The organism is Streptomyces sp. CA-278952 (assembly GCF_028747205.1).
Classification (GTDB): Bacteria; Actinomycetota; Actinomycetes; order Streptomycetales; family Streptomycetaceae; genus Streptomyces.
In genome coordinates this window covers 3180215-3206978 of sequence record NZ_CP112880.1, presented here as the reverse complement: position 1 = coordinate 3206978, position 26764 = coordinate 3180215, and the positions used below count along the sequence as shown (strand labels likewise).

The following is a 26764-nucleotide window of genomic DNA, read 5'->3' as shown; positions in this document are numbered from 1 at the left end:
CCGTTTCCCGGTGACCGCGCCGTTGGCGCCCCCTAGGCTTCGGTCCGGGTCCGGACCGTCCACCGGGTTTGCCGTCCACGGGTTCACCGTCCGCAGGGTTCACAGGGGGAGTCCATATGCAGCCGCTGGAAGCGGGCGAACCGCGCACCATCGGTTCCTACCGGCTGCTCGGCAGGCTCGGTGCGGGCGGTATGGGCCGGGTCTATCTCGGCCGCAGCGCGGGCGGGCGTACGGTCGCGGTCAAGGTCGTCCACCCCCACTTCGCCCTCGACGAGCAGTTCCGCGCCCGGTTCCGGCGCGAGGTGGAGTCCGCCCGGCGCATCGGCGCCCAGTGGACCGCCCCGGTCCTGGACGCCGACCCGGACGCCCCGGTGCCGTGGGTGGCCACCGGGTACGTCGCCGGGCCACCGCTCTCGCAGGCGATCACCGAGCACGGCCCGCTGCCCGAACACGCGGTGCGCACCCTGGGCGCGGGGCTCGCCGAGGCCCTCGCCGTCGTCCACGGGCAGGGCATCGTCCACCGTGACGTGAAGCCGTCCAACGTGCTGCTCGCCCTCGACGGGCCCCGCCTCATCGACTTCGGCATCGCACGGGCCCTCGGCGCGACCGTCTCGCTCACCTCTACCGGCGTCTCCGTCGGCTCGCCCGGCTACATGGCGCCCGAGCAGATCCGGGGCCGGGACGTCTCCGGTGCGGCCGACGTCTTCTCGCTCGGTGCGGTCCTCGCGTACGCGGCGACGGGCGCGGCCCCCTTCTCGGGCGACTCCTCCGCCGTGCTCCTCTACAAGGTGGTCCACGAGGAACCCGAGCTGGGCGACCTGGAGGGCGAACTGCGCGAGGTGGTCGAGGGCTGCCTCGCCAAGGACCCGGCGGCCCGGCCCGGCCCGGCCGATCTCGCCCGGGTGCTCGCTCCCGGCGGGGCGGCGGTGATGGTGGCGGGCGGCTGGCTGCCGGGCGGGCTGGTGCGCGAGGTGAGCCGGTCCGCGGTGGCACTGCTGGACCTGGAACCGCAGGACGCGCCGGTCCAGTCGGGGCCGGTGCCGTTCAGCAGCGCGTCGCTGGGCGCGCTCCCGGGAACGGCCGCACCGAGCAGGGGCGGGCAGTTCGGCCCGCCGGCCCAGGGCTCGCAGGAAGCCCCGTACGGGACTCCCCGCCCACAGGAAGCGGCGCAGCGGGAGGCCCCGTACGGGACACCGCGCCCCCAGGAAGCGCAGGAAGCACCGCAGGAAGCACCGCAGGAAGCGACGCAGGACGCGCCGTACAGGACCCCGCATCCGCAGGACGACGCCTACGGCACGCCGCATCCGCAGGACGACACGTACGGGACGCCGCCCCCGCCCCCGACGCCTCCGCGCGCGAAACCCGCCTCCACCGTGCCCCCGCCGCCCATGCACGCCGGTACCTACCGCCAGGGCGGCGACGGCGCGCACGGCGCGAGCGGGCTGCCGGGCCAGCGCGCCGGCGACCCCCGACTCTCCCTCACGGTCAGCGCCGAGAACCGGCCGGCCTCCGGGGAGCGCCGCGGCCGCCGCGTCAGCTGCACGGTCGCCCTGGCGGTGGCGGGCGCGCTCGCGGTCGTCACCCTCAACACGGGGCTGCTCGACGGCTTCTTCCCGGGCGACGCCGACCGGGACCGGGGCAACGACGCCGCGACGACCCCGTCGGGCTCCGCCTCCCCGCCCGGCTCCGGGAAGCCGACGCCCGCCGAGTCCGCCGACGCGAGCGGGGCCCCGGCCGGCGAGCTGCCGAAGGCGTACCTGGGCACCTGGAAGGGCCCGGTCACCGAGAAGACGACCGGCCAGCCGCACGGCACCCTCACCGCCGTCTTCACCGAGGGGAGACGCGGCGAGCGGGTCGTCCGGATGAGCACGACGATCTCCCAGCTCGGCCTCACCGTCACCTGCAACAGCGTCGGCACCCTCGCCTCCGGCACCGCGAAGGAGCTGAACATCCGCGAGCGCACCGACCCCGACCGCCCCAGCACGCCCGGCCTGTGCACCGGCACCGAGGCGGACGTGGTCTTCCGCCTGGCCGGCGACGGCACCCTGGACTACCGCTCCAAGGAACGCGCCGCGGGTCTCCCGTACGGCAAGCTCACCCGGTCCGGCGGCTGACGGCGCCAAGGGCTGGCGTACGCTGGATCGGTCCGAGGAACGTCAATAAAACCGCCGAAAGGTGACAGCCCGGTGACCGAGAAGGCCGACCTCCAGCCCGTCCTCGACCGAGCCGCCGAAGGCGGACGGATCACCCCGGAGGAGGCGCTCGACCTCTACCGGTCCGCGCCCCTGCACGCGCTGGGCGCCGCCGCCGACGCCGCACGCCGCCGCCGCTACGCCGGTACGGAGCACATCGCGACGTACATCATCGAGCGGAACATCAACTACACCAACGTGTGCGTGACGGCCTGCAAGTTCTGCGCCTTCTACGCCCCGCCCAAGGACACCGCCAAGGGCTGGACCCGCGACCTCGACGACATCCTGCGCCGCTGCGCGGAGACCGTGGAGCTGGGCGGCACCCAGATCATGTTCCAGGGCGGCCACCACCCGGACTTCGGCGTCGAGTACTACGAGGAGCACTTCTCCGCGATCAAGAAGGCGTACCCGCAGCTGGTCATCCACTCGCTGGGCGCCTCCGAGATCGAGCACATGGCCCGGATCTCGAAGGTCTCCGCCGAGGAGGCCATCAGCCGGATCCACGCCGCCGGGCTCGACTCCTTCGCCGGCGCCGGCGCCGAGCTGCTGCCCGCCCGGCCGCGCACCGCGATCGCCCCGCTCAAGGAGTCCGGCGAGCGGTGGCTGGAGATCATGGAGATCGCGCACGGCCTCGGCGTCGAGTCCACCTCCACCATGCTGATGGGAACCGGCGAGACCAACGCCGAGCGCATCGAGCACCTGAGGATGATCCGGGACGTCCAGGACCGTACGGGCGGCTTCCGCGCCTTCATCCCGTACACCTACCAGCCGGAGAACAACAAGCTGAAGGGCCAGACGCAGGCCACGCTCTTCGAGTACCTGCGGATGATCGCCATCGCCCGGCTCTTCCTCGACAACGTCGCCCACATCCAGGGCTCCTGGCTGACCACCGGCAAGGAGGTCGGCCAGCTGTCGCTGCACTACGGCGCGGACGACCTCGGCTCGATCATGCTGGAGGAGAACGTCGTCTCCTCGGCCGGCGCCAAGCACCGCTCCAACCGGCTGGAGATCATCGACCTGATCCGCAAGGCGGACCGGGTCCCCGCGCAGCGCGCCACGACGTACGAGCACCTCGTCGTGCACGACGACCCGGCGATGGACCCGGTCGACGAGCGCGTGGTCTCGCACATCTCCTCCACCGCGATCGAGGGCGGCACGGCCCACCCGGAGCTGAAGCTCCTCAACGCCAACTAGGCCCCGGCTTCCCGTGCTGACGATCCACGCCGCGCCCCTGGTCCTCCCGGTGGGCGCGGCGGCCGTCGTGGACGGCGCCGTCGCGGTGGACGGGGAACGGATCGCCGCCCTCGGCCCCTACGAGGAGGTCGTCGCCGCGCACCCGGCGGCCCGGGTCCGCCGCTGGCCCGGCCTCCTCACGCCCGGACTGCGCCAGGACCGGCCCCGGGAGCTGCTCACCCGCTGCTACCACCCCGACCCCCGCGAGGCCGAAGAGCTGGGCGAACTCCCCCTGTTCGGCGAGGAGTTCGAGCGCCTGGCGGCGACGATGGACACGGCCAGGCGGGCCGGTTCCGTCCGGCGCGGGCTCCAGCGGATGCTGCGCCACGGCACGACGCACCTGGCGGGCCCCCTCGACGCGGAGGACCCCGCGCTGCGCACGGCCGTCGCCCGGTCGGGCCTGGTCCGGGTCCCGCCGTCGCCCGCGCCCCCCGGACCACCGGACCTGGACCCCTTCGCCACGGGCGGCGACCTGGCCCGCACGGCGGGCGCCCCGCTGACCGTGGGCGGCCGTGCGGACCTCGCGGTCTTCGACGTTCCCGACGAGGCGGCCCTCCGCGCGGGCGGCACCCGGGCCTGCGTGGCGACGGTCCTCGGGGGGCGACTCGTGCACCGCGCCCGCTGAGGCGGGGCCGGTACACCTCCCGAATGTACGAAAGGGCTCAGCGGAGTATTCCGTTGAGCCCTTCGCCGATGCCCGGTCCGCGCGGCGGCAGTACCGTTCATCGGACGGTCGCGGACCCGCAGGCGTGCAACCGGGGCCGGCCCCGCTCTCTCTTTCCAGCCTGGGTGGCGGTCGCCCAGTCGAGAAGCTCGGAGCGTGGGGAAGGCTACAGCTGAGACTGACAGTCCAGTGACGGCTGCGTCTCCTCGGCCCGAAGCGAACTATCCCCGCAGCGGGGCCTGTCTCGTAGGCTCGCGACCATGACTGAATGCGTACAGGTGTCGACCGCGACAGAGACCCGGGAACAGGCGATTGCCCTGGCGGGCGGGGCTGTTCAGCAACGTCTGGCGGCGGGAGTCCAGATCGTGGGGCCCGTCGTCAGCGTCTTCTGGCACCTGGGCCAGTACGGCACCGGTGAGGAGTGGCAAGTCCTCCTCAAGACGACGAAGGAGCGCTACGCCGAGCTGGAGGCACATCTCCTGGAGCGGCACCCCTGGGACAACCCGGAGCTGTGCGCCGTCCCGATCGTCGAGGGTGCTGACCGGTGCCTCGAATGGATCCGGACTTCGGTTGGCCCTTCCTAGGCGGCAGTGCCTTCCAGGAGTTCACGGACTGCGGGGAGGTCGGCGTGCGGGCGCAGGTGGTTGATCAGCGGGACGAGACGCTGCGCCGGACGCTGTGATGCGACCCCACTGGCAAGGGTGGCCGCACGGCCGACGTGCCGCGCGGCCACCTCAACCTCGTCGGCAATTAGGTAGGCCTGAGCCAGCCAGGACAGGTAGAGGGACTTGTCGCGCGCGTGGTCGTCGCTGTACTGGTCGAGAGCGCGGGTGAGGGCAGGGACGGCGCGGAGCGGTCGTCGGAGCTCCGTCCAGCAGCGGCCGGTCATGATGTCCAGCTCGACGTGGTCGACCCAGGCCGCCCAGTCAGGCTGGGGCTCGTCCTTCTGCGTGCTGTCGAGAGCATCGCGGGCTGCCTCCAGTGCACGCTCAGTGCCTCCGATCCGGCCGTTGACAGCGCAGGCCCATGCGTGGCGCTCGTGCAGCAGCGCGCGGACGGTGGACGGGGTCCGAGCTGTGATCGTGGCACAGGAAGCCTCTGCGACGGCGACGGCGGCCTGTCGGTCGTCGGGCCCTATCTTGTAGGCGAGGAACGCGAGCGCGTTGCCGTAGAGGTCCGCGTCCCGGGCCTCTCGCGCGAGGTCGCGGCTCTCCTCGTACAGGTCCACCGCTTCCCGAGTACGGCCGCCGTCGAATGCGGACCATCCCGCCTGCTGGGCCAGCTCGGCAAGGAGCGCCGTCGCTCTCTGGCGGGCGTCGTCTGTGAAGACGGCCGCGCGCAGAAGGGACTTGGTGCGCTGGACCTCCGCGAGGTACACCCGATAGGTGTCGCCACCGCCGAGATAGATATCGAGGCGCCGGAGGCGGGCTGCCCGCGCGCGCAGCTCCTCAACGTAGACCGGGGTGATCCGGCTCGGTGGCTCCGGGTGGTGCAGGGCGGGGAGCGCTGCGGCGAGGCCGGTGGCGGTGGCTGCCTGGAGGATGGTTCGACGTCGCACGTGCGGTCCGATCTCTTCACTGGAATGACCAGGAGAGCCCGCCTCCCAGGGGCGGGGAGCCAAGCCGAGCACGTGCCCCGGGACGCGTAATGCGTCGGCGATCTGGACGATCTTCTCAAAGGTCGTGATGCGCCCGCGGCCCTTGGCGAGTTCTCCTACGCGATTCGGCTTGATGTCGCACTCTGTGGCGATCTTGGAGTACGAGATGCCCGCGTGCTCGCGCGCGAGACGGAACACCGCCCCGAAGTCATGACTTACCAGCGCGCGGTGCACCTCTTCCTGGTCGATGAGGTCGCGCGGTAGAGCTGTCGGCGGCTGGTAGGTCATGCGGCTCTCCTGCCTGCTCGTCCCACTGTGCACGGGGGGCACCCACGGGGGTGTACCCATCATGGGTACACCCGCGATGGGCAGGCGGAGCACTCGCAGGAGAAGGACTCTCGGACGTCAAGGCCCCATGCGCGGTGACGCCCGCCTGCCCGGGGTGACGACTGACTAGGAGTCGCCGTGCGTGAGAGTACTCATTTCCGTATCGCAGAGTTGACGCGATGACTGATCTAACTGGAAAAGGCATCTCGCGGGAGCGGACGCTCGCCGGCGAGCACTGGCTGCTGGGGGCGGCTTCGTCGGTCCGGGCAGCACGAGCCGACTGGGCCGAAGACGGCATCACGTTCCTATCGCCCTGTGCCCTGTTCGGCGCAGTCCTCGTCCGGGCCGCCGTGGTGCACGCCGCGCTCCTCCTGGACGACCCGGTCAAGTGCGCGGATCCGCTGCGGACGCGCCTGTGCGGCGGGCCGGTCTTCTACGCCGAGCAGAAGTTCGGACGTGAGCCCGGCTACGTCGCCCTGGTCCCGGCGTCCGTGGCCAGGGCGTGGGGTGTCCGCGGCTCAGTGGCGCACCACCGTAAGGCGCTGCTGGAGGTTCCGGCCCCGGGGAACGTTCGCCCCGATCAGGGTGCTGTGTGGTGGGTGGTGCCCCCGGGCGGCCCCGGAGCGCTGTGCGGCCAACAGCCGCTCGCCACCTTGGTCAACCACGGTCACGACGTCCTCAACAGCAGCCTGGGCGGCGGCCGTGGTGCTTGAGTCGCTGCTTCGCGTGGCCGCGCCCGTGGTGTCGACTCCCCTGGCAGTCCGCAGACGCTCATCCAGAAGGATCGGAGCGCTCGTCATGATCGAGACCGTAGCGGGCCGGATGCCCGCGTACACCGAGACGCTGCCGAGAGTCGCTGAATCCGTGCACCGTGCGCGGCGACTGGTGCGCCTGGCCCTGGACGTGTGGGGGCTTACCGATGTGCAGGACGACGCCGAGCTGGTCGTCAGCGAGCTGCTGACGAACGCCGTGCTTCACGCCCGCCGGGGGGATTCGGTCCGGGTGACCGTGACCCGGCTCGGGGAGGGACGGGTCCGGGTCGCCGTGGTCGACCTGTCGAAAGGCAGGCCGGTGCCACGGGATGCCGGCAGCGATCAGGAGTCCGGGCGGGGCCTGGAGATCGTGAAGACGCTGAGCGGCGGCCAGTGGGGCGTCGACCTCCTGCCGTGGGGGAAACGCGTTTGGGCCACGCTCGGCCTGGAGGCCACGCCCGGTGGGTGAGCGAACAGCACAGGTCCTGCACTGGACCGCCCTGCCTCGCTCCTCACGGCGATCCGTCTCGGAAGCCCCCAGAACTAGCCGTACGTGGCCCGGCTGTGCCGCGCCCGGCCGACACATGAACGCGAGCCGAGGAAGAACGGTTGATGACGCTGACCACGAGCGGGGACACAGCAATGAAGGCAGAGCAGCTGTATGAGGCGAGCCGGAGGGCGATCACGCTCACGGCCGATGACCTCTGGCCGGGCCGTGGTGCTGTCCTGGGGCCGCAGTGCCCGAGCGTCACTTCCTACGTCTGCTCGGTGACGGTCGACGGCGAGGAGATGTATGCCAAATACAGCTGGCTGGGTTCGTCGCTGGTGTCGATCTTGCGCGGCGCGCGGGGGACGTGGGACGACGTACTGGAGGCGCAGCACTCGTACACCAGGAGCGCCGACTTGGTGACGCGGCGGGAGTACCAGCACCTGGAATTCCTGCGGGAGCTCGGGCGGCCCCGGGTGTGCGAGGGCGCCACATTCCGAGCAGGCGTCCTGTTCACCAAGGCGGTGCCGGGGACGACGGTTGCGGAGGAGATCACCGCGCGCCCCTGGGACACCGCCGCCTTACTGGACTCGGTTTTGCTGTCGCTGAAGGAACTGCACGGCGACCAGGGGGCGCGGTACCTGCGGGGCGCGTGGCCGATAAACGAGCGCAACATCGTGGACGTGTTCCTCCGGAAGTTCAACGGTCCGGCCGTAGCGGGGTACGTCGTCGGCCTCGGCCGGGACAGCGGACTTCCGGAGAATGAACGCCTGGCGGTCGTCGGCCTTATCGAGAGCGCGGTACGCCGACTGTTGCGGCTCACGACCGCGATCCCTGCCAGGCACCGGACTGCCGTGTTCGGGGACCTCAAGCCCGAGCACGTCATTCTCGGCGGCCACCGGCTGACGTTCATCGACCCGGCGCTCCAGTGGGCGGCCGGACCGCAGCCCGACGTGGCGAAGCTCTGCGGCCGAACTCTGATGCTGGCCCTGTGCCACCACGAGCTGCGCGTCGAACGGCAGATCACCCAGGGGGGGTTGGACACCTTGAGCCGATATTTCGCAGGCATGCCCAAGACGGATCGGGTCGATCGGCTGCGCGAGGTCATGGTCCTGTGGCTGATGGACACCACGAACTACCTGACGTCGTGCCTGAGTGCGCCGTCCGGCTTCCCCTTGTCGGCCCACCAGCGGACGCTGATGTCGCAGGGGCGTCGGATCGCGACGGTCGTGGACCGGGTCAGCGGTCTCCTCATCGGGTCGATGACGGGGCTCGGCCTGATCGACGCCATCTTCAACGAGGTCGAGCACACCACGCTGGACCTGCGGTGACCGGGCCGGTGGTGGGAGTCATCGGCGCGGGCGCGGTCGGTCAGGCCCTGGCAACCGGCCTGGTGTCGGTGGCGCTTGCCGAGCGGCTCGTCGTCGTGTCCAGGCGGCAGGAGCAGGCGCGCGGACTGGTCGCCGATCTCCAGGACCTGGCCCTGTCCGTCCGGTCGCGCACTCAGGTCGAGGCCGGCGATACCGCGGACCTCAACGCGTGCGACGCCGTCGTGGTCACCCTGCGCACCGACTTCACGAACACGAACGCCCGGGACATACGTCGCGGCGGTGCCAGGGCAAACGCCCCCGCGGTCACCACCCTGGCAAGGGAGCTACGCGGGTATCCGGGCGCCGTCCTCGTTGTCACCAACCCGGTGGACCTGATGGCCCGCCGCTTCGCCCAGGTGTCCGCGTGCGCTCGGGTCTACGGGATCGGATCGAACCTCGACTCGGCCCGGTACCGGCTTCTCCTGGCCCGGTACGCCCAGGTCTCCCCGGAACGGGTCGAGGGCCATGTGATCGGGGAGCACGGCGACCTCGCGGTGCCGTGCCTGTCCACCACGACCGTGAACGGCAACCCGGTGACGGCCACCGCCCGCGCTGTCGCGGAAGACCTCCGGCAGCGGCCGGCGCTGATCCGGGCCGGGAGCGGCCGCACGCGCTGCGGCCCCGCCGGTGCCGTGCTGTCGACGCTCCGCAAGGTCCTCGGCCTGGTCGACGGTATCGAGGAGCTGTCCGTTCCGTACGGGGACGTGTGGCTCGGCATCCCGCTGCGCTTCACCGGGGGTGTGGCCACCCCGTGCCTTCCCTCGCTCACTCGTCACGAACTCCTGTGCCTGGACTCCGCGGCCAGCAGTCTCCGCGACGCCTACACCCGTCTGCCTGACCCGACCGAGAGGATCCCCGCATGATCACCGCTACCCGGCTGGAGGCCGCTGCTGCGGCAGTCACCGTCATGAGCAACCGATCGGAGGTGACGGACTGGGCGGCTCGGTACTTCGGCCAGTGGTGGAACGCGACCTCCGTCGAAGCCGCCACGGTGTGTGCGGGGGCTGTCCTTGTGGCGGACGTCGACCCGGAGGCGTACCAGGCGCTGACCCTCCTGGTCCACGACGGGCGGCACACGGAAGAGGTCGAGTACGCGCGGCACCGGATGCTCGTTGCCCGGGACGGTGAGGACGTCATCGCGACGTCGCCGGACGAAGCGATCGCGTACCGCAGCAGCCCCCTCTCCGGCCGGCTCACGCTCACGGGCATCGGCGTCGTGGAACTCTCCCTCGCTACCGCGCGTGTGGCCCGCGAGGTGATCCGGGGTCACCTCCTGCGGGACGGGTGGGCAGTGCTTCACTCCTCGGCGGTCGTACGCCCGCAGGACGGGGCGACGCTCCTCGCGTTCGGCGGGAAAGGCGCGGGGAAGACCACGACGGCCCTGCTGCTCGCCTCTTCCGGTTGGCAGCTCCTGGCCAACGACCGGGTGCTGGTCCGGCCGACCGGTACCCGGGGCGTGGAGGTGGTGCCGTGGCCGTCTGCCGCTGCGGTCGGCCTCGGCCTGCTGGAATCGTTGGGGTGGGGTGCCGCTGCACGCGGCCACGTCAGAAGGGGCGGAGCCTTCCATCCGACGCAGCACGACGCGGTGACGACGGCCCTCCTCGCCGGCGATTTCACGCCCCTGTGGGAAGACGGGAAGCGGCGGGAGAAGAAGGTCCAGGTGTTCCCGGACCAGTTCACGAGCCTGTTCGGGGTCGAGCTGGCCACGGGTGGCCGCGCTGCGGCGCTCCTCTTCCCCCGGGTCGACGCCGAGTCCTCGCCCGATGTGGTCGGCGGTGCGGTGCGGGCGTTGGAGGACGACGACTTCATGAGCGGCGCTACGGAGGACCGCTACCCCGACATCTTCGAGCTGGCCGGAGGTGTGGACGGCGGTGGGCTGCGGAGCGCTCGGGATGAGGTGTCGGCCCGGCTCGCCGTGCTGCCTCACCGGACGGTCCGGCTGAGCCACGACGTTCCGGCGAGCGTTGCCGCCCTACGGAAGGCCGCGGAGGCGATCTGACACCGGGCGCCATGCCCAACAGGCTCCCGCGCCCCGGACGGTGGGCGTCATGGACGTCGACGTCGACGTCGAGCTGCGGGAGCTCGACGGGGCGGACTGTTCACCGTGCGACAGCAAGGTGCCTGCCTGCGTATCATCGCCGATCCCGGCGGCCCTTGACCAACTTCGTGATCGCCCCGAGGCCGGGGACGGGGAGTTCGCCGGTTTGCTGGAGCGGCTGGCCGAGGTGCCCGACCCGCGCGATCCGCGCGGAGTGCGCCACCGGCCGACCGTCGTCCTCGCCCTCGTCGCCTGCGCCGTCCTGTCCGGGGCGACATCGCTGCTGGCAGTAGGCGAGTGGATCGCCGATGCATCGCCGTTCGTACGGGAACAGGTAGCTTGCCGAATGGTCCTGGGACGGTCATCGAGTCCCTCTCTGTCGGCCTTGGGTGAGACTTCCCGCTTCGGCGGGTGAGCCTGAGAGGGCACCGACAGGAGAACCACCCCGTCATGACCAGCACCGAGCCCGCCTGATCCGACCCGGACGTCACCTTCCACGAGGACGACTCCCAGGTCGGGGAGGCCGGGGCCGTTCCTGGAGAACGATGACGGCTTCACAACCGAACTCGTCGAAATCAAGCCATCACGACGGGACTGAGATCAATCGGTCCACAGATCTCGACGACTACTGGCGGCCCGTGATCAAGCCATGAGTACGTTTACTCATGCGCCCCATGGGAGCGTGTGGCAAAGATTCATCTATGCCATCAATGCGCTTCACTGTGTCCGTCGTCATAGCGGCTGCGGGCTCCCTCGCCCTGACCGCCTGCGGCACCCAGACAGCCTCATCCACATCCACCGCCCCGGTCGGCTCCCAGGTCTCCGCCTCGCCCGCCCGGCAGCCCACCGATAAGCAGTTCCTCGACATCCTCAACAAGTTCGCGCGCCAATGCTCCCCCGACGCCCCCAGCGGCAGCGGCGCCGCACCAGATCCCGGGACACTGCCCGGCGGCATCCCCAGCGGTGTAGCCCCCCGCACCGACAAGCCCGCCGGGACACCTGATGCGAACGGCGACATACCCATCCCCGTCGATGAGTCAAATGAGATGCCCGACAAGCCCATGCAGTCCGGCCCACCCCAGGAAGTCGAACTCGGCGAAATCGAAAAGTGCGCAGGCGCCAAGCACGCCGAGCGCCTGACCACCAAAGCAGCCGGAGAGTCGCACACCACCTACAGCACACTTCAGCAGACCATTATCGCCGCCGGATACCGTACCGACCGCATCCACAAGATGCCCGACCTCGGCGGCGGCCCGCGCGCCCGAGTGGACCTTCGGTTCATGGGCTCCGGCCTGGCAGTGGAAGTCATCGGCACCGGAACAGGCGTGATCGCGGAACCCTTCGGCGCCCCCGAAGACGAGAGCGTGTCCGTGACTGAGGTGAGGCGCAAGCCGAACCCGGACGCACCGTCCTCCTGAACTGCGAGTGAACCGTCCCGGGTTCGTCGGAGACCCTGCGGAACTGGGTGAAGAGTCCCCATTGGCCGAGATTAAGCATGCTTGACAATTTTAGGCACTTGCGGGCTTCCACTCGAATCGGTGCAGGATGCAAACCACCTGTAATACGCCATGTATCCATCGCGAGTGCCTTGAATCCATCTCAAGCTATTCCAAACGATCACGTTACTCTCGCGACACTGCAATGCCCCGCTTGAGGTTCGGGCAAATGCGGGGAGTGGGGGAGGATTCGGCGTGTTGGCAGGCGATCTGATCCCTGCCAATGGCGTAAGGCCTCTCTGGACGGGGAGTGCCGATCTATGCTCTTGGAGGAAAAGCAATGGATCCGGTCGCGGGATTCACTTTCGGCGCGGGATTGATGGTGCTGGGCGCGGTGATTCATTACATGAAGAGCCAAGTTGCGAGCGGCAGTATTGAAAGTAATTCCGTGATGGGAATTCGCACTAAGGCGACGATGTCCTCCGACCGTGCATGGCAAGCAGGGCACGTCTCCGCGGCTCCGATGCTGACGGTAACCTTCCTTACCGCCTATGTCACAGGTGCCATTTCGTTGGCACTCGGCCTGGCGTTCACGCTGAGCGATACCGAGAATGCGACTGTCATCATCGTCCCGTCGGCCGGGCTAGTAGGCGTTCTCACACTTCTCACCACAGCAGCGATCAAGGCGAATTCAGCTGCATGTGCAGTCGGTCATTCAGACAGATAGCTCGGCTCGCGCCGAGCTGTCCCCGTGTGCGATGGGTGCGAACGTGGCCATCTACGTCAATGCCGTGGGTGCCGGACCACCGGGAGGGAAGGGGGCGGGTCGAGTCGCTCGGAATCGGCCCTGGTCCCCCCTACGGGCGGCATTCTCCTGGTCGGAGTTCTGCTGGCTGGATCGATCTTTTTCTCACTCCCGAGCAACGCACTCTCCCCGCACGACGGGAGTGATCTCCGGTCACTGTCAGAAGGTTTCTGCCCCAGAGTCGGGCATTCTTCACGAATCGCCGATTGATCCGGAGTTTGTCCCGTACGTCGTGTCTGACGCAGGTCACGGAACCTTCGGGCCGCCCAGGTAGCGTCCCTTCGTGTCGTAGGGCCAGGCGTTGGCGACGCAGCCCTTCAACCCGTCGATCTGCTGCATCATCGCGGGAGCGGGGAGCCCCTTCCCCGGGCAGGTCTCGTGGCCGCGCCCCAGCCAGTGGCCGACCTCGTGGTTGACGATCAGCGCCCGGTACTCCGTTACGGGCCCGTCGAACTGCGGTGAACCGAGCTGCCAGCGCTTCAGGTTGGCCACCACCGTCTCGCCGACCCGGCAGTTGACCTCGCCGCGCGTCCTCAGTCCGTACTCGCCGCAGATCCGGTCCGTGGTCGCCGGGGTGGCGATCTTGATCACCAGCCCGGCCGGTCCGTCGGCGACCTGGCGGAACGTGTGCTCGCCGCCGTGGCCCCAGCCGCGTGGGTGGGCGAGGACGGCGGCTATCTCCGCGGCGGCCCGGTCGGGGTCGACGCCGCTGCCGTTCTCCACCTCGACCCGGTAGGCGCTCCCCCTGCCCTTCGGGTCGACCCCCGCACGGGCCACGGTGAACGTGCCGGGGCCCGAGGCGGGGATGTCCTCGGCCCGGACGTCGGCGTCCTTCTTGGCCGAGGCCGAGGCGGAGGGCTTCGGGGACGGGGACGGCGGGGGAGTCGACGCAGAAGGGTCCTCCAGCGGCTCCGACGCGTTGTCCGGTCCACCCGCCGGTGCCGTACGGGACGAGTTCGGCGCCGCCGTGTCCGCCGGCCCGCCCCCGTCCTGCCAGGGGCGGCCGACCAGCAGGGCCGCGCCCGCCACGACCACGAGGGCCAGCACGGTGAGCGAGGCCGCCCGGCGCCGGTTGCGGCGTCTGCGGCGTACCCGGGAGCGGGCCGTCGACCGTGAGCGGCCCGGAGCGCGCCCCGGGGCCCGGGGCGGCGGCACGCGCAGCCGGAACGTGTCCTCGTCGCGGTCCGGTTCCCCGTACGCGCGCGGCAGGGTGCCCGTGGACCGGCGGCGCGTCACGAGGCGGCCCCGCTCCGCTCCACCGGGTTCTCGTCGGCGTACGCGACCAGCTCCCGGAACCGCGGACTCTGGACGACCCGGACCAGGTCCCCGGCGGTGACGGGAGCACCACCCGCCCCGGACGGCGCGGGCGCGACGGAGAGGGCCACCGTGCTGCCGCCGGAACGGTACTGGAGGGAGACCTCCGTGCCCGTCGTGTCCTCGGCCGGCTGCCGGTACACCCGGGCGGGCGTGCCGTCGTCCAGGGCGAGGTCCTCGCAGGTCAGCCCCTTCTCGGGGATGTCGCGACAGGCGGGCGCCGGGCCCTCCGGCTCCGGGCGCACCGACAGCCGGACGGCGTGCACGGTGGAGCCGCGCCGCCCCTGGTAGCTCTCCGGGCCGTCGCCGACCGGCAGGACCGTCCCGATCGACGCGGGCAGCAGGGCGTCCAGCGCCCCGGCCGCCCACTGCCGGAAGTCCTCCAGCCGCTGGGCCTCCTCGGGGCCGAGGCCGGGCGGGACCGATGGGGAGGGCGTCGAGAGGGGCGGCGTCGCAGGAACGGCCGCGGACTCCGTAGGCACGGGGGTGGACGTGGGGCTCGGCATGTCGGGGCGTGGCTCCGTACGTTGGGGGGACGGGGTGGAAGTGGGAGCGGGCAGGGAGAGGGACGGGCCGGCGGGCGCGGCGGGCCCCGCCTCCGGCCCCGCCAGCAGCCAGGGGCCGAGCACGGCGAGGCCCAGGGTCACCGCGGTGACCGCGACGAAGGTGCCCGCGACCGCGAACGCCCGGGTCCTGGCCCGCCGCCGGTGCCCCTCGCGGACGGCGTCGGGGACGAGATCGGGCTGGAGGGACAGCGGGCCGACGGTCCGGTGCAGGGCGTCCCGGAACAGCTCTTCGTCGTGGGTGCGGGGCGGCAGGTGCTCGTGCGGTTCAGGAATCATGACCGGCCCTCAGCTTCCGGTGGAGTAGAGCTGGACGTCGCCCATCCGGGCGCGCAGTCGGATGAGCGAACGCGAGCACTGGCTCTTCACCGTGGACTCGCTGCACCGCAGCAGCGAGGCCACGGTCTCCACGCTCAGGTCGTCCCAGTAGCGCAGGACGACCATCGCCCGGGCCCGGGGCGGGAGTTCGGCGAGCAGGGCGAGCAGCGTGACCCGGAGGTCGGCGTTGGGCGCGGGGTTGGGCTGCGGGCGGGGCGCGTTGCGGTTGTGGGCGAGCAGATCGGTGACCGATCGGCGGCGCTCGGCCACGAAGGTGCGGACGAGCACGGTCTTGGCGTAGGCGTCGAGGTTGTCCGCCCGGCTCGCCTTCCGCCAGTGCTGGAACAACTTGGCGAGCGTCGTCTGCGTCAGGTCCTGCGCGCCCTCGACGTCTCCGCACAGCAGGTAGGCCGTCCGGTACAGCCGGCGCTGCCCGGTCCGGGCGTACGCCTCGAACGCGGCGCCCTCGCCGTCGGCCATGGCGGGCTCAGCCGCTGCCGGCATCCGCCCTCCCCTCTCCTCGCGCTTCCGTGCTCCCCGAACTCCGCCGCTGGGCGGACTCCCACCCCTTACAGAGCACCCGTGTGCCGAAAAGGTTGAAGAGAAGTGAAGATCAGTTCGAGGGAGCGCGGGGCCCGGTCGACCGCCCCCGCTGATCCGTGGCGCCGGGCTGCTTGAATGGAAGGGTGACCCGAGCCTCCCTGGAAAAGCAGCCGCACGAAGTCGCCTCGATGTTCGACGGTGTGGCGGCCAACTACGACCTGACCAACGACGTGATCTCGCTCGGCCAGGCCCGGCTGTGGCGCCAGGCGGTCGCCCGGGCGGTCGACGCCCGCCCCGCGCAGAAGATCCTCGACCTGGCGGCCGGTACGGCGACCTCCTCGCAGCCCTTCGTGAAGGCGGGCGCCTACGTCGTACCGTGCGACTTCTCGCTCGGCATGCTCAAGGTCGGCAAGGAGCGCCACCCCTGGATGCCGTTCACCGCGGGCGACGGGATGAAGCTGCCGTTCAAGGACGAGACGTTCGACACCGTCACGATCTCCTTCGGGCTGCGCAACATCCAGGACACCGAGGTCGCGCTGCGCGAGCTGTACCGGGTGACGAAGCCCGGCGGCCGCGTCGTGATCTGCGAGTTCTCCCAGCCGACCTGGACCCCGTTCCGTACGGTCTACACGGAGTACCTGATGCGGGCGATCCCGCCGGCCGCCCGCGCGGTGTCCTCCAACCCGGACGCGTACGTCTACCTCGCCGAGTCCATCCGCGACTGGCCCGACCAGCCCGCCCTCGCCGCGCTGCTCCAGAAGGCCGGCTGGTCGAAGGTCGCCTGGCGCAACCTGACCGGCGGCGTGGTGGCCCTGCACCGGGCCACCCGCGCCTGACGTTCCCGTAGCGGCCCGGAGTCGGTCACGGTCCCGGGTCGGTCACGGTCACGGACCGGGGTCGGTCACGACGACCCCCGGCTACGGCTCCCGCCCGTGGACCCGGCCCGGACCGTCCACGGGCCCGGATACGGCCCCGGGCTCACAGCTCCAGCCGGAAGCAGACGGCCTCCTGGCCGCGCGGAGTGGCGTACGACTCGGCCCGCCGCATCCCGAGCCGTTCCGCGACCGCCATCGACCGGACGTTGCGCGAGTGGACCAACGCGACGACCTCGCCCACCCCCGCCACCCGCAGCCGCTCCAGCGTGGTGCGGGCCGCGGCGGTGGCGTACCCCCGCCCCCACGCCGGGCGCCCCAGCCGCCAGCCGATCTCGGTCGCCCCGACCGGCCCGTAATGCGTGTGCGGCCACGGCTGCGCCCCGGTGAAGCCGAGGACGGCGTCCTCCTCGTCCGTGACGGTCCACAGGCAGTAGCCCAGCTCCGCGTCGTGCCGCCGCTGGCGGGCGGTGAGCTCCTCGTACGCGGACAGCTCCGCGCTCCGCCCGCCGAAGAACTCCATGACCTGCGGGTCGTCGAAGACCCGGTGCCAGCTCAGGGCGTCCTCGTCGGTCGGAACACGGAGGTGTACGGCGGGGGCCGAAGCAGGGGGCGTGACAGGTGCTGTCGACATGAGGGAGCCCTTCGGAGGGTTGGTTCGCAGGCCCCCATAGACTGCACGGGACATGTGCCGCGCGGCACGCGAATTCGAGTCTTCGGGAGATCCGACCGTGACCGAGCCCCTCTCCGAGCACAGCGCGGACGTGATCGTCGTCGGAGCGGGCCCAGCCGGCTCCACGACCGCCTACTACCTCGCCAAGGCAGGACTCGACGTCCTGCTCCTGGAGAAGACCGCCTTCCCCCGCGAGAAGGTCTGCGGCGACGGGCTCACGCCCCGTGCCACGAAACAGCTCGTCTCCATGGGGATCGACATCTCCGAGGAGGCGGGCTGGCTCCGCAACAAGGGCCTGCGCATCATCGGCGGCGGCGTGCGGCTCCAGCTGGACTGGCCGGACCTCGCCTCCTACCCGGACTACGGTCTGGTCCGCAAGCGCGACGACTTCGACGAGCAGCTGGCCCGGCAGGCGCAGAAGGCCGGCGCCCGGCTGTACGAGCGCTGCAACGTGGGCGCGCCCATCAAGGACGAGCGCACCGGCCGCATCACCGGGGTCGAGGCGAAGATCGGCGAGGAGAAGACCCCGGTCACCTTCCACGCCCCGCTCGTCGTCGCCGCCGACGGCAACTCCACCCGGCTCTCCCTGGCGATGGGCCTGCACCGCCGCGAGGACCGCCCCATGGGCGTCGCCGTGCGGACCTACTTCACCTCGCCCCGCCACGACGACGACTACCTGGAGTCCTGGCTGGAGCTGTGGGACAAGCGCGGCTCCGAGGACCGGCTGCTGCCCGGCTACGGCTGGATCTTCGGCATGGGCGACGGCACCTCCAACGTGGGCCTCGGCATCCTCAACTCCTCCTCCGCCTTCAAGGAGCTGGACTGGCGCGAGGTCCTCAAGGCCTGGTGCGCCTCGATGCCGGAGGACTGGGGCTACACCCCGGACAACATGACGATGCCGATCCGCGGCGCGGCCCTCCCGATGGCCTTCAACCGCCAGCCGCACTACACCAAGGGCCTCCTGCTCGTCGGTGACGCGGGCGGCATGGTCAACCCGTTCAACGGCGAAGGCATCGCGTACGCCATGGAGTCGGGCCAGATCGCGGCCGACGTCATCGTCCAGGCCCACGCCCGCGCCACCCCCGCCCAGCGCGAACTGGCCCTGAACAACTACCCGAAGGTGCTCAAGGAGACCTACGGCGGCTATTACACGATGGGCCGCGCCTTCGTGAAGCTGATCGGCAACCCGAAGATCATGAAGATCGCCACCCAGCGCGGTCTGACCCACCCGCTGCTGATGAAGTTCACCCTCAAGATGCTGGCCAACCTGACCGACCCGCAGGGCGGCGACGCGATGGACCGCATCATCAACGGCCTGTCGAAGGTGGCCCCGAAGGCCTGAGGCCGCTCAGGAAGGGTCCGCCGCACGCGTGCGTTCGTAGTGGCGGGCCACCCGGGCCCGGTTGCCGCAGGAGGGTTTGCACCACTCCTGCCGGCCGTGGCTCCTGATGAAGTAGCGCACGCAGCGCGGCGCGTGGCAGGCCCGTAGCCGCTCGCACTCCGGGCCGCTCAGGAAGTCGACGGCGTCGCGCGCCAGCGCCGCGACCAGCCGTACGCGGGGGTCGGCCTCGGCCGACAACAAGCGGGCCACCGGGGCCCCTTCGTCCGGCCAGTGCAGTTGGGGGGCGACGGGCTCCCGGGCCGCGGCCGCGTTGAGGCGGGCCAGGGCCTCGTCGGCGGGCATCAGGCGGTGGGCGTCGGCCGGGCTGGGCGGGCCAGGGCTGACCACCCGCGCGAACAGCGCCCGGACGGCCCGCCGTACGCCGACGACCGCGGCCCGGAGCTCCTCGTCGACGACCAGGTCCCCGGAGGCGGTCGCGACGGCCGGCAGGCCGGGCTGCTGCCGGAGCCACCGCTGCGCTCCCCGGACCGTGTCCAGGTCGTCGAGCACCCCGCCGTCCCCATCGTGACGGATGGTGCTCACCAGCTCCATCACGGGCCGCTGTGCCACCGCCTGCTCCCTCCGCCGCCTCTTGAACGTCCGAGCCACCCACTCTAGAGTCCTAACGGATCATGGGAAATAACCATTAGGCGGGGGAGTGCTGCTCATGTTGCTTGCTCAGATCAGCGATCTGCACCTGGACGGCAGCGAACGCGCGACCCGGCGGACCGCCCGCGTCATGGACCATCTGCGGGCCCTGCCCCACCCCGTCGACGCGTTGCTGGTCACGGGGGACATCGCCGATCACGCGGCCGAGACCGAGTACGAGGAGGCGGTACGCCTTCTGGACGCGCCGTTCCCCGTGCTCGCCTGCCCGGGCAACCACGACGACCGTCCCGCCTACCGCACGGCGTTCCTCGGGGAGGCCCCCGGCACCGCCCCCGTCAACCGGGTCCACCGCATCGCCGGGTGCGCCATCCTGATGTGCGACTCCACGATCCCCGGCCGCGACGAGGGGCGCCTCGCCCCGGAGACGCTGGCCTGGATCGACGCCACGCTCGCCGGGCTGCCCGACGGCGTTCCCGCGCTGATCGCCTTCCACCAGCCGCCCGTCGAACTCCACCACCCGCTGCCGGACGCCGGGATGCTCCAGGAGCCCGAGCGGCTCGCCGCCCTGCTCGCCGCCCACCCGCGGGTCGTCGCCGTCCTCACCGGACACGCCCACACGGCCGCCGCCTCGGTCTTCGGCGGCCGCCCCCTGATCGTCGGCCCCGCCGTCACCTGGACCCTGCGCCTGCCCTGGGAGGGGGACCGCCCGGCGGACCGGGAGCAGCCGCCGGGCCTGGCGTTCCACGTCCTGGGCGAGGACCGGCGGCTGACCACGCACTTCCGCGTCGTCCCCTGAGCACCCCGAACGCGGCGCTCCGCTCGCCTCCGGTGTTAATCCTCATCCCCCCAGGTGATCGTGTGCGATGATTTGCGCGCCCCCGGTCGTCGGCAGTACCGGACCGGACGGCGCCCGCCCGCCCCCGCCCGCAGTGGCGGCACGCGGTGCGTGCCACTCTTCTTGACGCACGCTCACATCGAACGCAGGCCAGCGGGGTACGGAACAAGCCGATACAGCGCTGCTCGACCCCAAGGACAGACAGCCATGACCACCGCCTCCCTGCCCCAGCACCACGGGCTCTTCCTGGAGCCCCGCTTCGCCGTGGATCCCACCGCGACGGACGAGGACGAGGACTTCGACGCCGCGTACGACGCGCTGCCCGCGCCCACCACCTCGGCCAAGGAGCCGGAGCGGACGACCCGCCGCCCGCGCCGCCGCTGATCCGGGCGGCGGTCCCCTCCGGCCCGGAAAAGCGCTGGAGGCCCCGCCGCCCGACCGGTAGCCTCTCTTCCATGGCCAGCCCCGAGTCCGACAGACTCCGGCCACCGGTGCGCCGGTGGCCGTGTTCGTGCTGAGCGTCGTCGGCTGACCCACGGGTCACCGGCCTCCCTCGTCACGGTTCCACGCCCCCTGCTCACCGCGGGTACGGGCCGTCCCCCCTCGCGTACGCGCTGAAGCACCGCCGTACGCGAGGTTCGTGCACCGGCCGGTCGTCACCGCAGGGCACTTCTCCGTGCCACCGGCCGATCACCGCCGGGCACTTCTCCCGCACCGCCCCGCCGGACCACCGGCGGACGTCTCCGCGGCCCGTATCCCCGCACTCCGGTCTGTCTGTCCACCCGACGGTTCCGTCCAAGGGGCTACTCACCCATGCCATTCGCCGTCTACGTCCTGGGGCTCGCGGTCTTCGCCCAGGGCACCTCCGAGTTCATGCTGTCCGGGCTCGTCTCCGGCATCGCCGCCGACCTCGACGTCTCCCTCTCCGCCGCCGGCCTCCTCACCTCCGCCTTCGCCATCGGGATGGTCGTCGGCGCCCCCCTGATGGCGCTCGCCGGCCGCGCCTGGCCCCGGCGCCGCGCCCTGCTCCTCTTCCTCGCAGTGTTCGTCGCCGTCCATGTCGTCGGCGCTCTCACCCCGAGCTACGAGGTGCTCCTGGTGACCCGCTTCGTCGGGGCCCTCGCCAACGCGGGCTTCTGGGCGGTCGCGCTGACCACGGCCATCGCGATGGTCCCGGACCAACTGAAGGGCCGGGCCACCGCCGTGGTGGTCGGCGGCGTGACGATCGCCTGCGTCGTGGGCGTACCGGCCGGCGCGGTGCTGGGCGAGCGGTGGGGGTGGCGGTCGGCCTTCTGGGCGGTCGCGATCGTCTCGCTGCCCGCCTTCCTCGCGGTCCTGCGCTCCATCCCGGGCGGCCGGGGTACGGGCACGGGCGCCGCTCCCGTACCCGTGCGGGACGAACTGCGGGCGCTGACCGGCCCCGGGCCGCGGCCGGTCCTGCTCACGATGGCCCTGGTGCAGGGGGCGACCTTCTGCGCCTTCTCCTACCTGGAGCCCCTCCTCACCCGGGAGACGGGGCTGGGCGCGGGGTGGGTGCCGGTGTCCCTGGCGCTCTTCGGGGCGGGTTCGTTCGCCGGGGTCACGGTGGCGGGCCGGTTCGCCGACGCCCGCCCGGTCGCCGTCGTCGCCACGGGGATGACCGCCCTCACCCTGGGCTGGGCGGCCCTCGCCCTGACGGCGGGCCGCCCGGTGCTCGCCCTGGCGCTGATCCCGCTCCTCGGCATGCTCGCCTTCGGTACGGGCACCGCCCTGATCACCCGGGTCCTGGGCCTCGCGTCGGGGGCCCCGACGCTGGCCGGCGCGTTCTCGACGACCGCGTTCAACCTGGGGGCGGCGGTGGGCCCGTGGGTGGGCGGCCTGGCCCTGGACGCCGGGTTCGGCTACCGGGCGCCGGTCTGGGTGAGCGCCCTGCTGATGGTCCTGGCCCTGCTCGTCGCCGCGACGACGGCGAAGGGCCGCCGCCCCCGAGCGGGGGAGCGGCGGCCCTCAGAGGCTGTCGACGTGAGCGCCGACGGGCGCTTGTGAATCAGAGAACGCGGACCGCGCCGGTCGGCCGGTCGTAGTCCATGGAGCGCTGCACCGTGCCGGTGTTGGAGTTCTGCGCACCGACGAACTCGCCGCCGCCGATGTAGATCGCGACGTGGTACGCGCTGCCCGCGCTACCCCAGTAGAGGATGTCGCCGGGCTGGAGGTTGCCCAGGGAGACCTGGGTGCCGAACGTCGACTGGGACTGCGAGACGCGCGGCAGGTCGATGCCCGCCGTGCGGTACGCGGCCTGGACCAGGCCGGAGCAGTCCCAGGAGTTGGGGCCGGTGCCGCCGGGCACGTACGCGTCGCCCACCTGCGCCTTGGCGAACGCCACGATGGAGGCGGCGGAGCCGCTCACGTTCGAGGAGGACGACGAGGAGGAGGGTGCGGAGGCGGAGCTGCCCGAGTCCGAGGAGCCCGACGAGCCGGAGGAGGCGCTGAGCGTCGTGCGCTCGGAGGTCCGGGACGCGCGCTCGGCGCGCTCCTCGGCCTCCGCCTCGGCCTTGGCCTTCGCGGCGGCTTCGGCCTTCTTCTTGGCCTCGGCCTTGCGGACGGCCTCGGCGTGCGCCTTCTTGGCCGTCTTGGCGGCCTTCTCCGCCGCGGCGTCCTCGTCGGCCTGCGTCTCCAGGTCGAGGGCGACCTGCTGCGTGGCCTGGGCGGAGGCGGCCACAGCGGTGGAGAAGCCGGACGTGATCGTGGGCATCTCGATCGTCTGGGTCACCGGCTCGGCCTGGGCCGGACCGGCGGCACCCGCGACCGCGATGGTGCTGAGGACGCCACCGGCAACTCCGGCTCGCAGTGCCGACTTCGAGGCGCGCTGACGGGGCTTCCGGTGGCTGGGTATGTGAGCGGTGTGGGACATGAGTACTAGCGCTATCAGGGCTGTAGGGGTCCCATCAAGAAACGTGTGTTGCGACACAGTTACGTTCGGAATCTGTGAATCCGCTTTCTGAGCACCCTTATTGACGCCGTAACGGGCAAATCGGACGTCGCCTATCAGGCCCGTGATCATTGTCTTTTGGTAATACGCCCGAATTGCCCGTCGCTTACCATCCGTTCACACCGATGGCCAAGCCCGGCTTTCCGCGGCGTGAGGCCGAGTGGCGCAGGTCACAGTGTGGGTCCACCGGGACGGGCAACCCTCGCGGCCGCGATCCGCGTGGGCGGCCCGCGGTCACTCGCGGGCCCCCATGATCGCCCCGTGATCGCCCCGTGATCGCCCCGTGGTCGTCCCGCGGTCGTCCCGTGTCGGCGGAGGCGGTGACTCCACTCGCGTACCGAGCCGGCGCGGAGGGGGGCTCCCGGTGCGCGATCCGGAAGTTCGTGAATGCGTGCACATGTCCGCATCGGTCCCCGCCGCCCCTCGTGCGGACGGTCGCCGATCTCGGCCGAGGCCCTTATCACCCCGGGGTATTCCACCGCCAATTTGCTTGTACGGGCGGTCGATTGATAGCGCGACACGCCTTTGACCAGCGGTAACACCGTCGAATGTCACGTCTCGTGATCACTCGGCCGCTTCGCGTACGAAGATCACCGCTCATACGACTTCATGATCCTTCGTCAGGTGGTGGAGATCACAAAGCCGTTGCCGTACCCCGTGTCGCAGATCACAGGGGGCCGGGCATAGGATGCGGGGCAGTCGGGCTTGTGAACTGCCTCACATGTGCACGATCTTGGTGAGGCGGCGAGCCGGTCGCCCGATGCGGTCCACAGGTCAAGGACGACTGGAAGGAGCGAGGAGCGTGAATGCCTACGCGCCCATCCTCGTGCTCGGCGCCCTCGGGGCAGGGTTTGCGATCTTCTCCGTGGTCATGGCCACGCTTATCGGCCCCAAGCGGTACAACCGGGCAAAGCTCGAAGCGTACGAGTGCGGTATCGAACCCACCCCGACTCCCGCCGGAGGCGGCCGCTTTCCGATCAAGTACTACCTGACGGCGATGCTTTTCATCGTCTTCGACATCGAGATCGTCTTCCTCTATCCCTGGGCGGTCTCCTTCGACGCCCTCGGGATCTTCGGGCTCGTGGAGATGCTGCTCTTCGTGCTCACCGTCTTCGTCGCCTATGCGTATGTATGGCGTCGCGGCGGCCTGGAATGGGACTGAGGGGCTGAGGGGCACACCATGGGACTCGAAGAGAAACTGCCGAGCGGCTTCGTTCTGACCACGGTCGAGCAGGCCGCGGGCTGGGTGCGGAAGTCGTCCGTCTTCCCGGCCACGTTCGGACTGGCCTGCTGCGCCATCGAGATGATGACGACCGGCGCGGGCCGCTACGACCTGGCCCGGTTCGGGATGGAGGTCTTCCGCGGGTCGCCGCGACAGGCGGACCTGATGATCGTCGCGGGACGGGTGAGCCAGAAGATGGCGCCCGTCCTGCGGCAGGTCTACGACCAGATGCCGAATCCCAAGTGGGTCATTTCCATGGGAGTCTGTGCGTCATCGGGCGGAATGTTCAACAATTACGCCATTGTGCAGGGTGTTGATCATATTGTCCCGGTCGATATCTACTTGCCGGGTTGTCCGCCTCGTCCCGAGATGCTGCTGGACGCCATCCTCAAGCTCCACCAGAAGATCCAGGACGGCAAACTCGGGGTCAACGCGGAGGAGGCCGCCCGCGAGGCGGAGGAAGCGGCCCTCAAGGCACTGCCCCTGATCGAGATGAAGGGGCTCCTGCGGTGACCGAGAACTCCGACGCGAACGGCGAGCGGAACGGCAACGCCGTACCCGCCCCGCGTGACACCGGCGGCGAGGTCATCCGCGTCCGCAAGGGCATGTTCGGCGCGAACAACGGCGGTGACACCTCCGGCTACGGCGGCCTCGTCCGCACCGTCACCCTGCCGGGAGCCGCCTCCCGGCCGTACGGCGGCTGGTTCGACGAGGTGGCCGACGAGCTGGAAGGCGCCCTGGAGGAACAGGACCTGCTCCCCTCCAACGCCATCGAGAGGACGGTCGTCGACCGCGACGAGCTGACCTTCCACATCGCCCGCGAGCACCTGGTCCAGGTCGCCCGCACCCTGCGCGACGACCCCGCCCTGCGCTTCGAACTCTGTACGGGCGTGAGCGGCGTCCACTTCCTGGGCGACAAGGGGCGCGAGCTGCACGCCGTCTACCACCTGCGGTCCCTCACCCACGGCCGGCTGATCCGGCTGGAGGTCTCCGCCCCGGACAGCGACCCGCACATCCCGTCGCTCGTCGAGGTCTACCCGACCAACGACTGGCACGAGCGCGAGGCGTACGACTTCTTCGGGCTCGTCTTCGACGGGCACCCGGCCCTGACCCGGATCATGATGCCGGACGACTGGCAGGGCTTCCCGCAGCGCAAGGACTACCCCCTCGGCGGCATCGCCGTCGAGTACAAGGGCGCCCAGATCCCGGCTCCGGACCAGCGGAGGTCGTACTCCTGATGACCACTCCCCACGCGACACCCCGTGCCACGACCGAGGGGACTGTATATACAGTCACCGGCGGCGACTGGGACGAGGTCGTCGAATCCGCGGTGAAGTCCGACGACGAGCGCATCATCGTCAACATGGGCCCCCAGCACCCGTCCACGCACGGCGTGCTGCGCCTCATCCTGGAGATCGACGGCGAGACCGTCACCGAGGCCCGCTGCGGCATCGGCTACCTCCACACCGGCATCGAGAAGAACCTCGAATTCCGCAACTGGACCCAGGGCACCACCTTCGTCACGCGGATGGACTACCTGACGCCGTTCTTCAACGAGACGGCCTACTGCCTCGGCGTCGAGAAGCTCCTCGGCATCGAGGACCAGATCCCCGACCGGGCCACCGTCCTGCGCGTCCTGCTGATGGAGCTCAACCGGCTCGCCTCGCACCTCGTGTGCATCGCCACCGGCGGCATGGAGCTCGGCGCGACCACGATCATGATCTACGGCTTCCGCGATCGTGAACTGGTTCTCGACCTCTTCGAGCTCTTCACCGGCCTGCGGATGAACCACGCGTTCGTCCGCCCCGGCGGCCTCGCCCAGGACCTGCCCCCGGGCGCGGTCGACCAGCTGCGCGAGTTCATCAAGACCATGAAGAAGAACCTGCCGGAGTACGACAAGCTCGCCACCGGCAACCCCATCTTCAAGGCCCGGATGAAGGACGTCGGCTACCTCGACCTCACCGGCTGCATGGCGCTCGGCGCCACCGGCCCGGTGCTGCGCTCCGCCGGACTCCCGCACGACCTGCGCAAGAGCGACCCGTACTGCGGCTACGAGACCTACGACTTCGACGTCCCGACCGCCGACACCTGCGACTCCTACGGACGCTTCCTGATCCGCCTGGAGGAGATGCGCCAGTCGCTGCGCATCATCGAGCAGTGCATCGACCGCCTGGAGCCCGGGCCGGTCATGGTCGCCGACAAGAAGATCGCCTGGCCCGCCCAGCTCGCCCTCGGCCCGGACGGACTCGGCAACTCGCTCGACCACATCCGGAACATCATGGGCACCTCCATGGAAGCCCTGATCCACCACTTCAAGCTGGTGACCGAGGGCTTCCGGGTCCCGGCCGGTCAGGTGTACACCGCCGTCGAGTCCCCCAAGGGCGAACTCGGCGTGCACGTCGTCTCCGACGGCGGCACCCGCCCCTACCGGGTCCACTTCCGCGACCCGTCCTTCACCAACCTCCAGGCCATGGCGGCGATGTGCGAAGGCGGCCAGGTCGCCGACGTCATCGTCGCCGTCGCGTCCATCGACCCCGTGATGGGAGGCGTCGACCGGTGACCACA

General features: G+C 70.8%; 28 protein-coding genes. 21 read left to right on the top strand and 7 right to left on the bottom strand.

All coding sequences use genetic code 11. The annotated features are described in order from the left end of the window. Positions 1 to 116 precede the first annotated feature (116 nt). The 4 genes from N7925_RS14135 (at position 117) to cutA (ending at position 4673) form a co-directional block, all read left to right on the top strand. Positions 117 to 2114 (top strand): serine/threonine-protein kinase, encoded by a 1998-nt coding sequence (locus tag N7925_RS14135; protein ID WP_274344032.1) that lies wholly within the window; start codon positions 117 to 119, stop codon positions 2112 to 2114. A gap of 72 nt (positions 2115 to 2186) precedes the next feature. Continuing rightward, positions 2187 to 3386, top strand: a complete 1200-nt coding sequence (gene mqnC, locus N7925_RS14130; RefSeq protein ID WP_069756823.1) for a cyclic dehypoxanthinyl futalosine synthase — start codon at positions 2187 to 2189, stop codon at positions 3384 to 3386. 13 nt (positions 3387 to 3399) lie between these two features. After that, entirely contained in the window at positions 3400 to 4050 is a 651-nt protein-coding gene (locus tag N7925_RS14125; RefSeq protein ID WP_274344031.1) for an imidazolonepropionase-like domain-containing protein, read from the top strand. Positions 4051 to 4349: 299 nt separating this feature from the next. After that, positions 4350 to 4673 (top strand): divalent-cation tolerance protein CutA, encoded by a 324-nt coding sequence (cutA, locus tag N7925_RS14120; protein ID WP_265599969.1) that lies wholly within the window; start codon positions 4350 to 4352, stop codon positions 4671 to 4673. Here the strand turns inward: cutA and N7925_RS14115 are convergent. After that, positions 4670 to 5974: a helix-turn-helix domain-containing protein gene (locus tag N7925_RS14115; RefSeq protein ID WP_265599968.1), complete on the bottom strand. Its 1305-nt coding sequence runs from the start codon at positions 5972 to 5974 to the stop codon at positions 4670 to 4672. The genes cutA and N7925_RS14115 overlap by 4 nt on opposite strands. A 218-nt stretch (positions 5975 to 6192) precedes the next feature. Here N7925_RS14115 and N7925_RS14110 point away from each other — a divergent pair, with 218 nt between their 5' ends. The 8 genes from N7925_RS14110 (at position 6193) to N7925_RS14075 (ending at position 12823) form a co-directional block, all read left to right on the top strand. Continuing rightward, on the top strand, positions 6193 to 6726 hold the full coding sequence (locus N7925_RS14110) for a hypothetical protein (RefSeq protein WP_265599967.1): 534 nt from the start codon (positions 6193 to 6195) through the stop codon (positions 6724 to 6726). A gap of 85 nt (positions 6727 to 6811) precedes the next feature. Then, complete coding sequence (locus N7925_RS14105; RefSeq protein ID WP_265599966.1) at positions 6812 to 7234, top strand: ATP-binding protein; 423 nt, start codon at positions 6812 to 6814, stop codon at positions 7232 to 7234. Positions 7235 to 7377: 143 nt separating this feature from the next. Continuing rightward, positions 7378 to 8583: a hypothetical protein gene (locus tag N7925_RS14100; RefSeq protein ID WP_274344030.1), complete on the top strand. Its 1206-nt coding sequence runs from the start codon at positions 7378 to 7380 to the stop codon at positions 8581 to 8583. Then, positions 8580 to 9485: a lactate/malate family dehydrogenase gene (locus N7925_RS14095; RefSeq protein WP_274344029.1), complete on the top strand. Its 906-nt coding sequence runs from the start codon at positions 8580 to 8582 to the stop codon at positions 9483 to 9485. Before N7925_RS14100 ends, N7925_RS14095 begins: the two co-directional genes overlap by 4 nt. Further along, positions 9482 to 10621, top strand: coding sequence for a hypothetical protein (locus N7925_RS14090; protein WP_265599963.1), 1140 nt, complete (start codon positions 9482 to 9484; stop codon positions 10619 to 10621). The genes N7925_RS14095 and N7925_RS14090 overlap by 4 nt, the downstream gene beginning before the upstream one ends. A gap of 49 nt (positions 10622 to 10670) precedes the next feature. Next, positions 10671 to 11075 (top strand): transposase family protein, encoded by a 405-nt coding sequence (locus tag N7925_RS14085; protein WP_274344028.1) that lies wholly within the window; start codon positions 10671 to 10673, stop codon positions 11073 to 11075. Positions 11076 to 11370: 295 nt separating this feature from the next. Beyond that, positions 11371 to 12078: a hypothetical protein gene (locus N7925_RS14080; RefSeq protein WP_274344027.1), complete on the top strand. Its 708-nt coding sequence runs from the start codon at positions 11371 to 11373 to the stop codon at positions 12076 to 12078. 358 nt (positions 12079 to 12436) lie between these two features. Next, positions 12437 to 12823, top strand: coding sequence for an SdpI family protein (locus N7925_RS14075; protein ID WP_274344026.1), 387 nt, complete (start codon positions 12437 to 12439; stop codon positions 12821 to 12823). Positions 12824 to 13147: 324 nt separating this feature from the next. Here the strand turns inward: N7925_RS14075 and N7925_RS14070 are convergent, their stop codons facing one another. The 3 genes from N7925_RS14070 to N7925_RS14060 are packed head-to-tail and all read right to left on the bottom strand — an operon-like array spanning position 13148 to position 15576. Beyond that, on the bottom strand, positions 13148 to 14137 hold the full coding sequence (locus tag N7925_RS14070) for a DUF3152 domain-containing protein (protein ID WP_274344025.1): 990 nt from the start codon (positions 14135 to 14137) through the stop codon (positions 13148 to 13150). Next, positions 14134 to 15057: a hypothetical protein gene (locus N7925_RS14065; protein WP_274344024.1), complete on the bottom strand. Its 924-nt coding sequence runs from the start codon at positions 15055 to 15057 to the stop codon at positions 14134 to 14136. The genes N7925_RS14070 and N7925_RS14065 overlap by 4 nt, the downstream gene beginning before the upstream one ends. 9 nt (positions 15058 to 15066) lie before the next feature. Then, entirely contained in the window at positions 15067 to 15576 is a 510-nt protein-coding gene (locus tag N7925_RS14060; protein ID WP_274346465.1) for a SigE family RNA polymerase sigma factor, read from the bottom strand. A 206-nt stretch (positions 15577 to 15782) separates the two neighbouring features. Between N7925_RS14060 and N7925_RS14055 the strand changes: the two genes are divergently transcribed. Beyond that, the gene (locus N7925_RS14055; protein WP_265599957.1) at positions 15783 to 16475 is read left to right on the top strand and encodes a demethylmenaquinone methyltransferase; all 693 of its coding nucleotides are present in this window, start codon (positions 15783 to 15785) and stop codon (positions 16473 to 16475) included. A 142-nt stretch (positions 16476 to 16617) separates the two neighbouring features. Here N7925_RS14055 and N7925_RS14050 read toward each other — a convergent pair whose 3' ends face one another. Then, positions 16618 to 17145 carry a GNAT family N-acetyltransferase gene (locus N7925_RS14050; RefSeq protein WP_274344023.1) on the bottom strand — a complete coding sequence of 176 codons (528 nt, stop codon included), beginning with the start codon at positions 17143 to 17145 and terminating at the stop codon, positions 16618 to 16620. A 97-nt stretch (positions 17146 to 17242) separates the two neighbouring features. On the opposite strand from N7925_RS14050, the gene N7925_RS14045 reads away from it, so the two are divergent. Then, the gene (locus N7925_RS14045; protein ID WP_265599955.1) at positions 17243 to 18526 is read left to right on the top strand and encodes a geranylgeranyl reductase family protein; all 1284 of its coding nucleotides are present in this window, start codon (positions 17243 to 17245) and stop codon (positions 18524 to 18526) included. Positions 18527 to 18532: 6 nt separating this feature from the next. Here N7925_RS14045 and N7925_RS14040 read toward each other — a convergent pair whose 3' ends face one another. Then, a complete protein-coding gene (locus N7925_RS14040; RefSeq protein WP_274346464.1) occupies positions 18533 to 19117 on the bottom strand; it encodes a CGNR zinc finger domain-containing protein in 585 nt (194 codons plus the stop codon). Positions 19118 to 19232: 115 nt separating this feature from the next. Between N7925_RS14040 and N7925_RS14035 the strand changes: the two genes are divergently transcribed. The 3 genes from N7925_RS14035 to N7925_RS14025 all read left to right on the top strand — a co-directional run bounded on the left by N7925_RS14035 (position 19233) and on the right by N7925_RS14025 (position 22034). Further along, entirely contained in the window at positions 19233 to 19970 is a 738-nt protein-coding gene (locus N7925_RS14035) for a metallophosphoesterase (protein ID WP_274344022.1), read from the top strand. Between the two features lie 246 nt (positions 19971 to 20216). After that, positions 20217 to 20393, top strand: coding sequence for a hypothetical protein (locus N7925_RS14030; RefSeq protein WP_274344021.1), 177 nt, complete (start codon positions 20217 to 20219; stop codon positions 20391 to 20393). A gap of 429 nt (positions 20394 to 20822) precedes the next feature. Then, positions 20823 to 22034, top strand: coding sequence for a Cmx/CmrA family chloramphenicol efflux MFS transporter (locus N7925_RS14025; protein WP_265599952.1), 1212 nt, complete (start codon positions 20823 to 20825; stop codon positions 22032 to 22034). 1 nt (position 22035) lies between these two features. Here the strand turns inward: N7925_RS14025 and N7925_RS14020 are convergent, their stop codons facing one another. Then, positions 22036 to 22899 (bottom strand): C40 family peptidase, encoded by an 864-nt coding sequence (locus tag N7925_RS14020; protein WP_265599951.1) that lies wholly within the window; start codon positions 22897 to 22899, stop codon positions 22036 to 22038. Between the two features lie 880 nt (positions 22900 to 23779). On the opposite strand from N7925_RS14020, the gene N7925_RS14015 reads away from it, so the two are divergent. Genes N7925_RS14015 through N7925_RS14000 form a run of 4 tightly spaced genes read left to right on the top strand, consistent with a single transcriptional unit; the run spans position 23780 to position 26759 of the window. Further along, a complete protein-coding gene (locus N7925_RS14015; RefSeq protein WP_003967084.1) occupies positions 23780 to 24139 on the top strand; it encodes an NADH-quinone oxidoreductase subunit A in 360 nt (119 codons plus the stop codon). A gap of 18 nt (positions 24140 to 24157) precedes the next feature. Next, the gene (locus N7925_RS14010) at positions 24158 to 24712 is read left to right on the top strand and encodes a NuoB/complex I 20 kDa subunit family protein (protein WP_018490715.1); all 555 of its coding nucleotides are present in this window, start codon (positions 24158 to 24160) and stop codon (positions 24710 to 24712) included. Further along, on the top strand, positions 24709 to 25437 hold the full coding sequence (locus N7925_RS14005; RefSeq protein WP_265599950.1) for an NADH-quinone oxidoreductase subunit C: 729 nt from the start codon (positions 24709 to 24711) through the stop codon (positions 25435 to 25437). The genes N7925_RS14010 and N7925_RS14005 overlap by 4 nt, the downstream gene beginning before the upstream one ends. Continuing rightward, the gene (locus tag N7925_RS14000; RefSeq protein WP_265599949.1) at positions 25437 to 26759 is read left to right on the top strand and encodes an NADH-quinone oxidoreductase subunit D; all 1323 of its coding nucleotides are present in this window, start codon (positions 25437 to 25439) and stop codon (positions 26757 to 26759) included. The genes N7925_RS14005 and N7925_RS14000 overlap by 1 nt, the downstream gene beginning before the upstream one ends. Positions 26760 to 26764: the final 5 nt, after the last annotated feature.